Source organism: Lederbergia ruris, from assembly GCF_018332955.1.
Classification (GTDB): domain Bacteria; phylum Bacillota; class Bacilli; order Bacillales; family Bacillaceae_C; genus Lederbergia; species Lederbergia ruris.
This window is the reverse complement of the sequence record NZ_BORB01000008.1, coordinates 127,625-135,505: the sequence shown is the minus strand read 5'-3', so window position 1 is coordinate 135,505 and position 7,881 is coordinate 127,625. Positions and strand designations below refer to the sequence as shown.

General features: G+C 41.0%; 8 protein-coding genes, 7 tRNA genes and 1 rRNA gene. 1 reads left to right on the top strand and 15 read right to left on the bottom strand.

Annotated elements, in window-relative coordinates:
* The 9 genes from KI363_RS06675 to KI363_RS06635 form a co-directional block, all read right to left on the bottom strand.
* Positions 1 to 600 (bottom strand): 16S ribosomal RNA (locus tag KI363_RS06675); the annotation flags it as partial.
* A 160-nt stretch (positions 601 to 760) separates the two neighbouring features.
* Positions 761 to 834: transfer RNA gene (locus KI363_RS06670), tRNA-Gly, on the bottom strand.
* A 7-nt stretch (positions 835 to 841) separates the two neighbouring features.
* Positions 842 to 918: transfer RNA gene (locus KI363_RS06665), tRNA-Arg, on the bottom strand.
* Positions 919 to 934: 16 nt separating this feature from the next.
* A tRNA-Leu gene (locus tag KI363_RS06660) sits at positions 935 to 1,021 on the bottom strand.
* Between the two features lie 100 nt (positions 1,022 to 1,121).
* Positions 1,122 to 1,196, bottom strand: a tRNA-Gln gene (locus tag KI363_RS06655).
* A 111-nt stretch (positions 1,197 to 1,307) separates the two neighbouring features.
* A tRNA-Glu gene (locus KI363_RS06650) sits at positions 1,308 to 1,379 on the bottom strand.
* A gap of 12 nt (positions 1,380 to 1,391) precedes the next feature.
* Positions 1,392 to 1,482, bottom strand: a tRNA-Ser gene (locus KI363_RS06645).
* A gap of 81 nt (positions 1,483 to 1,563) precedes the next feature.
* Positions 1,564 to 1,635 (bottom strand) — tRNA-Asn (locus tag KI363_RS06640).
* A 245-nt stretch (positions 1,636 to 1,880) separates the two neighbouring features.
* Positions 1,881 to 2,336, bottom strand: a complete 456-nt coding sequence (locus KI363_RS06635) for a SprT family protein (RefSeq protein ID WP_212965888.1) — start codon at positions 2,334 to 2,336, stop codon at positions 1,881 to 1,883.
* A gap of 84 nt (positions 2,337 to 2,420) precedes the next feature.
* Here KI363_RS06635 and cmpA point away from each other — a divergent pair, with 84 nt between their 5' ends.
* Positions 2,421 to 2,534: a cortex morphogenetic protein CmpA gene (gene cmpA, locus KI363_RS06630; RefSeq protein WP_158321198.1), complete on the top strand. Its 114-nt coding sequence runs from the start codon at positions 2,421 to 2,423 to the stop codon at positions 2,532 to 2,534.
* Between the two features lie 94 nt (positions 2,535 to 2,628).
* Here the strand turns inward: cmpA and KI363_RS06625 are convergent, their stop codons facing one another.
* From KI363_RS06625 to rsbW, 6 genes are all read right to left on the bottom strand, one after another.
* Positions 2,629 to 4,803 (bottom strand): Tex family protein, encoded by a 2,175-nt coding sequence (locus KI363_RS06625; RefSeq protein WP_246516789.1) that lies wholly within the window; start codon positions 4,801 to 4,803, stop codon positions 2,629 to 2,631.
* A 177-nt stretch (positions 4,804 to 4,980) separates the two neighbouring features.
* Positions 4,981 to 5,463, bottom strand: coding sequence for a hypothetical protein (locus tag KI363_RS06620; protein WP_212965887.1), 483 nt, complete (start codon positions 5,461 to 5,463; stop codon positions 4,981 to 4,983).
* Positions 5,463 to 5,834: a hypothetical protein gene (locus tag KI363_RS06615; protein ID WP_158321195.1), complete on the bottom strand. Its 372-nt coding sequence runs from the start codon at positions 5,832 to 5,834 to the stop codon at positions 5,463 to 5,465. The genes KI363_RS06620 and KI363_RS06615 overlap by 1 nt, the downstream gene beginning before the upstream one ends.
* Before the next feature lie 207 nt (positions 5,835 to 6,041).
* Positions 6,042 to 6,638, bottom strand: a complete 597-nt coding sequence (locus KI363_RS06610; protein WP_158321194.1) for a PP2C family serine/threonine-protein phosphatase — start codon at positions 6,636 to 6,638, stop codon at positions 6,042 to 6,044.
* Complete coding sequence (sigB, locus tag KI363_RS06605; protein ID WP_158321193.1) at positions 6,635 to 7,429, bottom strand: RNA polymerase sigma factor SigB; 795 nt, start codon at positions 7,427 to 7,429, stop codon at positions 6,635 to 6,637. The genes KI363_RS06610 and sigB overlap by 4 nt, the downstream gene beginning before the upstream one ends.
* On the bottom strand, positions 7,407 to 7,880 hold the full coding sequence (gene rsbW, locus KI363_RS06600; RefSeq protein WP_158321192.1) for an anti-sigma B factor RsbW: 474 nt from the start codon (positions 7,878 to 7,880) through the stop codon (positions 7,407 to 7,409). Before rsbW ends, sigB begins: the two co-directional genes overlap by 23 nt.
* Between the last annotated feature and the right edge of the window lies 1 nt (position 7,881).

Sequence of the window (7,881 nt, the reverse complement as noted above, 5' to 3'; positions counted from 1 at the left end):
AAGAACCGCCTGCGCGCGCTTTACGCCCAATAATTCCGGACAACGCTTGCCACCTACGTATTACCGCGGCTGCTGGCACGTAGTTAGCCGTGGCTTTCTGGTCAGGTACCGTCAAGGTACCGGCAGTGACTCCGGTACTTGTTCTTCCCTGATAACAGAGTTTTACGATCCGAAGACCTTCTTCACTCACGCGGCGTTGCTCCGTCAGACTTTCGTCCATTGCGGAAGATTCCCTACTGCTGCCTCCCGTAGGAGTCTGGGCCGTGTCTCAGTCCCAGTGTGGCCGATCACCCTCTCAGGTCGGCTACGCATCGTGGTCTTGGTGAGCCGTTACCTCACCAACTAACTAATGCGCCGCGGGCCCATCTGTAAGTGACAGCAAAGCCGTCTTTCAACCTTTCTTCATGCGAAGAAAGAAATTATCCGGTATTAGCTCCGGTTTCCCGAAGTTATCCCAGACTTACAGGTAGGTTGCCCACGTGTTACTCACCCGTCCGCCGCTAATCTTCCGGGAGCAAGCTCCCTTTAGATTCGCTCGACTTGCATGTATTAGGCACGCCGCCAGCGTTCGTCCTGAGCCAGGATCAAACTCTCATATAATGAAAGAAGTTTGTTTTCCTTCTCAATTGCTGGCAATGGTTCAAAACCATTTATCCATTATTTATTGACGTTCGTTTCGTTCAGTTTTCAAAGATCAAACTTCCTTAACAACAACTTTATTAGTATATCATTTAAAGTTTTAACTGTCAAGAACTTTTTTTGGAGCGGGTGATGGGAATCGAACCCACGACAACAGCTTGGAAGGCTGTAGTTTTACCACTAAACTACACCCGCATTTAAATGGCGCGCCCGAGAGGAGTCGAACCCCTAACCTCTTGATCCGTAGTCAAACGCTCTATCCAATTGAGCTACGGGCGCATATAATAGGAATTTGTGGTGCGGTAGAGAGGACTTGAACCTCCACGGGTTATTCACCCACTAGGCCCTCAACCTAGCGCGTCTGCCATTCCGCCACTACCGCTTAATGAAGCGACAAGAAATATCATATCAAAAACATCTTTAAAAGTCAAGTTTTTTATTTAGACGCGAAGTTTTTTTCAGTTGTAAGAAAATCAATCAAATGGCTGGGCTAGCTGGATTCGAACCAACGAATGACGGAGTCAAAGTCCGTTGCCTTACCACTTGGCTATAGCCCATCAAATTCGAAGGATATTATCCTAACACATTTTTTGTCAATTAGCAATTAATTTTTTCCATATTAGAACTCAAAAGATAGTGAATTCCAACTAGTAAACACAAGAAAGAAGTGACCCCTACGGGATTCGAACCCGTGTTACCGCCGTGAAAGGGCGGTGTCTTAACCGCTTGACCAAGGGGCCAATGAAATTGAATGGCGGAGAAGGAGGGATTTGAACCCTCGCGCCGCTTACGCGACCTATACCCTTAGCAGGGGCACCTCTTCAGCCACTTGAGTACTTCTCCACTATATGAACTAGCATCTGTAAAATTAGGTGCTCTTCCATAAATGTCATCAGCTATTTACGGAAGAGCCAGCTTGCTAGACTCCGCAGGTAGGATTCGAACCTACGACCGATCGGTTAACAGCCGATAGCTCTACCACTGAGCTACTGCGGAATAAATGACTCTTATGAGTATACAGAGCGAATAGAATAATGTCAATAGTACCTTGAAAAAATTTTAAAAACCTGGAAGTAACTGCTATGGGGACTTTTGCAAAATATCGCCGCCATATTAGTTACTTCTGACAATTTTGATCGCTATTCTAACCGAAAGGAAAATACTATGTTCTAACAAAAAAGGTGGATTATATCGTCTAGAGCCAAAAGAAGCACAGATTTATCCTTTGACCCATACTTCTTTTATACTTCGATTTTTATCAATTTCCCCTTGCATTTTCCACATACAAAACGATCGGTATTCACTCTGCGCTTTCTTTCATATGTCTGGGAACAATCCTGACATTGATATTTATAGATCATTCCTCTTGTTCTTTTCTCGATTTGTAATGGAGTGCAATGACGGGGGGCACCTACTCTCTTCATTAACTTTTTAAAATCTTGATCTCGATGCTGATAGCCTCTTCCCTCAATATGCAAATGGTAATGGCATAGTTCATGCTTAATAATGCCTTCTAATTCCGATAAGCCATGTTCTTCAAAATATTTACGATTGATTTCTATATTATGGGAGGCAAGCAAGTAACGCCCCCCAGTTGTACGTAAACGACCATTAAAAACAGCGGTATGGCGAAACGGCTTATTGAAATACTGTTCTGATATTTGTTCAACTAAAAGTTGAAGTTCTTCATTTGTCACCTAACTCCCTCCTACGAATTACATCGGAACCACAACGCTTTTTCATCATACAATAAGAACAAACGAATATAGGAGGTTTTTTGAATGCCGAGCTGGTTTTTAAATCAAATGCAAAAGGCTTTTTTCGAAAAAAATCTCTATCAAATCAAATTATTAAATCAGTGCTGGCACTTTTATAGAAGGAAACACTGTAAATAAGCGTAGCGAAAGCACCTGTTTCTAAGGATGAACGGCTAAAGCCCAACACGCCGTTCTTACTCGCATCCTGCGAACCTGCGGTGTTTCCTTTTGTTCATTCTCCGGGAGGAAGCATGGTTAGTGAAAGCCTTCCTTTCTGTACATCCACTTTTTCAACCCACACTGTGACAATATCTCCGAGTGAGACAACATCTAAAGGATGTTTCACAAATTGCTTGCTTAATTTGGAGATATGCACAAGCCCATCTTCCTTTACTCCGACATCGACGAACGCACCAAAGTCCACTACATTTCGTACTGTACCTTGCATTTCCATACCAGGTTTTAAATCCTCTAATTTTAATAAATCCTTCTTCAATAATGGCTTCGGAAGCTCATCTCGTAAGTCGCGGCCTGGTTTCATTAACGCCTCTATGATATCTCGTAATGTTAAAACACCAAGCCCTAATTCTGCCGCCATCTTTTCTTGGTCTAGATTTTTTAGTGCATCGACCAATTCTTTACTCCCTATATTCTTTGTGGTGAATCCGAGTTGTTTAAGCAAACTCTTCACCTCGTCGTAGTTTTCGGGATGAATGGGGGTCACATCTAATGGTTCTTTTCCATCAAGGATACGTAAAAAGCCGATCGCTTGTTCATACGTCTTCGCCCCTAAACGTGGGATTTCTTTCAACTGTTTCCGTCCTGTAAACTTCCCATTCTCCTCCCGGTACTTCACAATGTTATTGGCGACTGTTTTACTAAGCCCTGACACATATTGTAAAAGGGAAGGGGAAGCTGTATTGACATTCACGCCGACTTGGTTCACCGCTGTTTCGACAACAAAGGTTAATGATTCGTTTAATTTCTTTTGCGAGACATCGTGCTGGTATTGACCGACCCCAACTGATTTTGGATCAATCTTCACAAGCTCGGCCAAAGGATCTTGCAGTCTTCTTGCAATCGAAGCAGCACTTCTTTCTTCCACTTGAAGATCTGGGAATTCTTCTCTTGCTAAGGCGGAGGCTGAATAAACACTCGCCCCGGCTTCATTGACAATCACATAAGCCAGATTGGCTTTCATTTCTTTTAGAATATCCGCTGTAAATTGTTCGGTTTCTCGTGATGCCGTTCCATTTCCGATCGCAATGACTTCAATTTGATATTGATTCAATACCTGAATCATCTTCGCTTTTGCCTCCGTACGTTTTGCTTTTGGCGGATGAGGATAGATGACATCAATATGTAGCAATTTTCCTGTTTCGTCAACAACCGCCAATTTACAGCCTGTACGATAGGCAGGGTCCACACCCAATACCATTTTTCCTTTAAGAGGAGGTTGTAGAAGCAGATTTCGTAAGTTTTCCGAGAAAATATGAATGGCCTGTGCTTCTGCCTTTTCGGTCAATTCATTGCGAACCTCTCGTTCGATGGCTGGTTCAATTAATCGTTTGTACCCATCTTCAATAGCTTCCATAACAACCGAAGTAGCAATGGAATCCGCTTTTTTAATCAGCCTTCTCTCTATATATGGAAGGATCTTTTCTGAGTTCATTTTAATGGAAACCTTTAAGATTTCTTCCTTTTCTCCTCTATTTAACGCAAGTGTCCGATGGGGAACAATTCTTTTCACAGGCTCTTCATAGTCATAATAGTTTTCAAAGACCTTTTTCTCATCCTGATCGATGTTTTTCCCTACAGATGTGATCATACCTGAGTGAAAAAATTCCTTCCGAATCCATTGGCGAATGGCCGCATCGTCTGAAACCTGTTCCGCAATAATGTCTTGTGCCCCTTGAATGGCGGCAGCAACATCGGCTACTTCCTTTTCCTCGGAAATATATTTCTCTGCCTCTTCTTCCACGCTTCCGCTTACCGGAAATTTCATGATCCATTCCGCAAACGGTTCTAACCCTTTCTCTTTCGCAACCGCTGCACGAGTACGTCGCTTTTGTTTATAAGGACGGTATAAATCTTCAACAATTTGTAGCTGATCTGCTTTTAAAATAGCTACCTTTAAATCCTCTGTTAATTTTCCTTGTTCCTCAATTAAGCGAATGACATCTGTTTTACGCTGCTCTAAATTTTGCAGATACGTCCATCCATCTAAAATCCCTTTGATCTGTACCTCATCTAAAGCACCGGTCATTTCTTTTCGATACCGCGCAATAAATGGAACCGTATTTCCTTCTTCTAAAAGTTCAATGACACTGGATACTTGTTTTTTCGATAAATTGAGTTCCTTGGCAATTTTTCCATGTAAATCAACACTTTGTTCAACTTGTATCACACTTGTCCCTCATTTCTCTTTTACTAACATCTATTTTATCACAATATCTTATGAATTAAGAAAACCTCACCCATACTGAAAAATCACCGATTTACTAAGTTTACATTTCAATTAAATTCTATTATTTTAGTAAAATCGATAAAAAAAACTAGAGCACCTACTCTAGTTTTTTATCCCCTATTTAAAAATAACGGAAATGGCATCCTTTAGTTTCATATTACTATCGACCTCATAGGAACCAGGTTTTAATTTGTTCGCTAGGCCCTGTTTTTCCACTTCATTCACAAAATCCATGGGGTCTTTAATAATATTGGCACTTTTTAACGCCTTTCCTACATCGATACTTGTCATCCCTTTAGTAACGGTAATTGTAGTGCGATAGACGATTTTTTCTTTCACAGCTTCTTTTGGCTCTTCTTCGACTTTATCTTCTTTTTCCTTTGTCTTTGCCTTTTCAGTTGCAGCAAGTTGTTCGCGCCACTCCTCTTCGGTATGGATCACATACCCTTCCGAAATTAACGCATTCCTCATTTCTTCTACCGAGGGTTTCTCCACCTCTTTAGCAGTTGATTGGTCCTTGGTAGAGTAATAGGCAATCGCACACAAACATGCAGCAATCATAAGGCCGAAAGCAAAGCTACGCATTGATTTTGCTGACATTATTTGCTTTTCTCCCCTTCCTTACCCATATAAGGAGCGAGTAACTGTTCCATTTCTTCTTTGGGAAGACCTTTTCGTGCTGCAATATTTTCTAAAGAATAACCCCGCTTCTGAAGATCAATCGCCTCTCGTAGCAAATTTCGCTTCTCAGAAGAGCTCGTTGGGATACCTAATTCCTGTGCATTAATCTCACCATCAATTTCAAGAAATCGAATTTTTTCTTGAAGTTTATACAATTCATCTGTCAATGTAAGAGAAAGCTGATCCACTTCCCGCTCTACTTTTGATGATTCCTGTCGTGCTTTGACAAACGATAGAATAAGGAGTACGACGGCCACTCCTAGTAAAATGGCTAACATCCATTCCATCATTTCCTACCACTTCCTTTACTAATCTAACAATACTCATTCTATAATTTGGACTAAATTCTGGTTAAAAGCAAGATTTTTTTCCAATTGTAATCATTTTGAGATTTTTGTCGGAATATCTGTACACTAGTATAACGAACCCCTTCCTTGCTGTCTCTAGGTTTCAGAACCTAGTTCCTTTTATCTATTCACACAGCAAAATCCCTACTCTTAGAGTAGGGTGCCGACGACGAAGGACATATCGTCTGTTGTATTGACTTGTTTCGCTTTTAACTGATCTGTCATCGTCCAAACGGAATGATTTCCTCCGAGTAATTCACGCGTTTTCACATTAATGAAGCCATCAGAATGAAGAAGGAAATTCGATTGCTCTTCATAGGAATATTTATGAGTATGAAACTTCTGGGGTCTGCCGGAGAGGTAACCTGTCACTGGTAAAGGATAAATTAATTTACCTGCTGGTGTATAAACGTAAAAGCGAATATTGCCGACACAACTATATTCGAACTCGCGTTTACGAAAATCAACTTTTAAAATCCCTACAGCTGCTCCACGCTTTCGCAACAAAACTTTATTGCTATAATCCATTAAGGTCGCGACGCTTTCTTCTGAATTCGATTCTACAACGGAAGTAACCGCCTTGGCCGATTCATAGGCAAATTGACCGCTCCCCAAGCCATCGGCTAAAACACAAACAAAATAATCTTCTTTCACATCTAAATAAAAAGCATCACCACAATATGGATTACTGTCTTTTGCCGTTTGAAACGCGTGGACTTCTAAGTGACGGTTGTCCAAATGGATCATGGAGAAGATTTCTCCTTATTCGTATTGTTTTCAAAAATGGCTTCTCTCAATTTTTTTATGGCTTTTCTTTGCAGGCGGGATACATGCATTTGGGAAATATTTAACATCTCTCCAGCTTCTTTCTGACTTTTATTTTCTAAGTAGGTATATTGGATAATTTTCCTTTCCCTATCCGATAAAACATGTAGAGCTTCTTCCAAAACAATTTTTTGATTCACTTTTTCATAACCATCATCAATACTCCCTACAATATCCAACAAAGTGACGGTACTACCATCTGCATCTGCTTCAATCGAGTGATCCACAGATAAGGCTTGATAGCTTTTCCCCATTTCCATTGCTTCCAATACTTCTTCTTCCGATACTTCCAAGTAACGAGCAATTTCCGGTATTTTTGGTGAACGTTGGAGTTCCCTCGTTAACTCTTCCGCAGTCGCTTTAATTTTAGGTCCCAGTTCTTTTATACGCCTTGGTACATGAACACTCCATGTCTTGTCTCTTAAAAAACGTTTTATCTCGCCAATAATGGTAGGAATGGCAAAAGCTTCAAACGTTTTTCCGTAACTCTCGTCATAGCGACGAATGGCTCCAAGCAATCCAATAACACCCACTTGAACAATATCTTCATGAAAGGATTTTCCTTTGGAATACTTGCGGGCAATGGATTCCACCAATTTATAGTAATGGAGTACTAATTGATTTTGAGCTTCTTCATCTTGATGCTCTTGATACGCCTTGATCCATTCATTCACTTGATTTCCTTCATGGTCAGGTTGAGATTGTTTTAACATCACTCTCCACCTGCTCTCCCTCAAGGAATTTTGTCATAAAGACTGTTACACCTTCATTCTGATGTATTTTCACCTCGTCCATCAAGCTTTCGATCAAATAAAGTCCTAAGCCTCCTTCACGAAGAAATTTGGCATTTCCTCCACTTGTATAGGGGCCAATTTCCCTGCGAATTTTTTCTAGGTCGAAGCTTTTTCCAGAATCAGCAACCATTGTTTCAAGTTTGTCTTCATAGAGAGCAAACCCAACCACAATTTCTCCGCCCTCTTTTTGCCGATACGCATGTTGAACAGCATTTGTAATGGCCTCACTTACAGCTACTTTCAAATCATCGATCGCATCATATGTAAAACCGATTCTGCTAGCAATTCCTGATAAAGTGAGCCGGATTACACCTACATATTCTGGCTTTGCAGGAATCTTCATCTCAATGTAGTCAAATGCTTTTTTCACT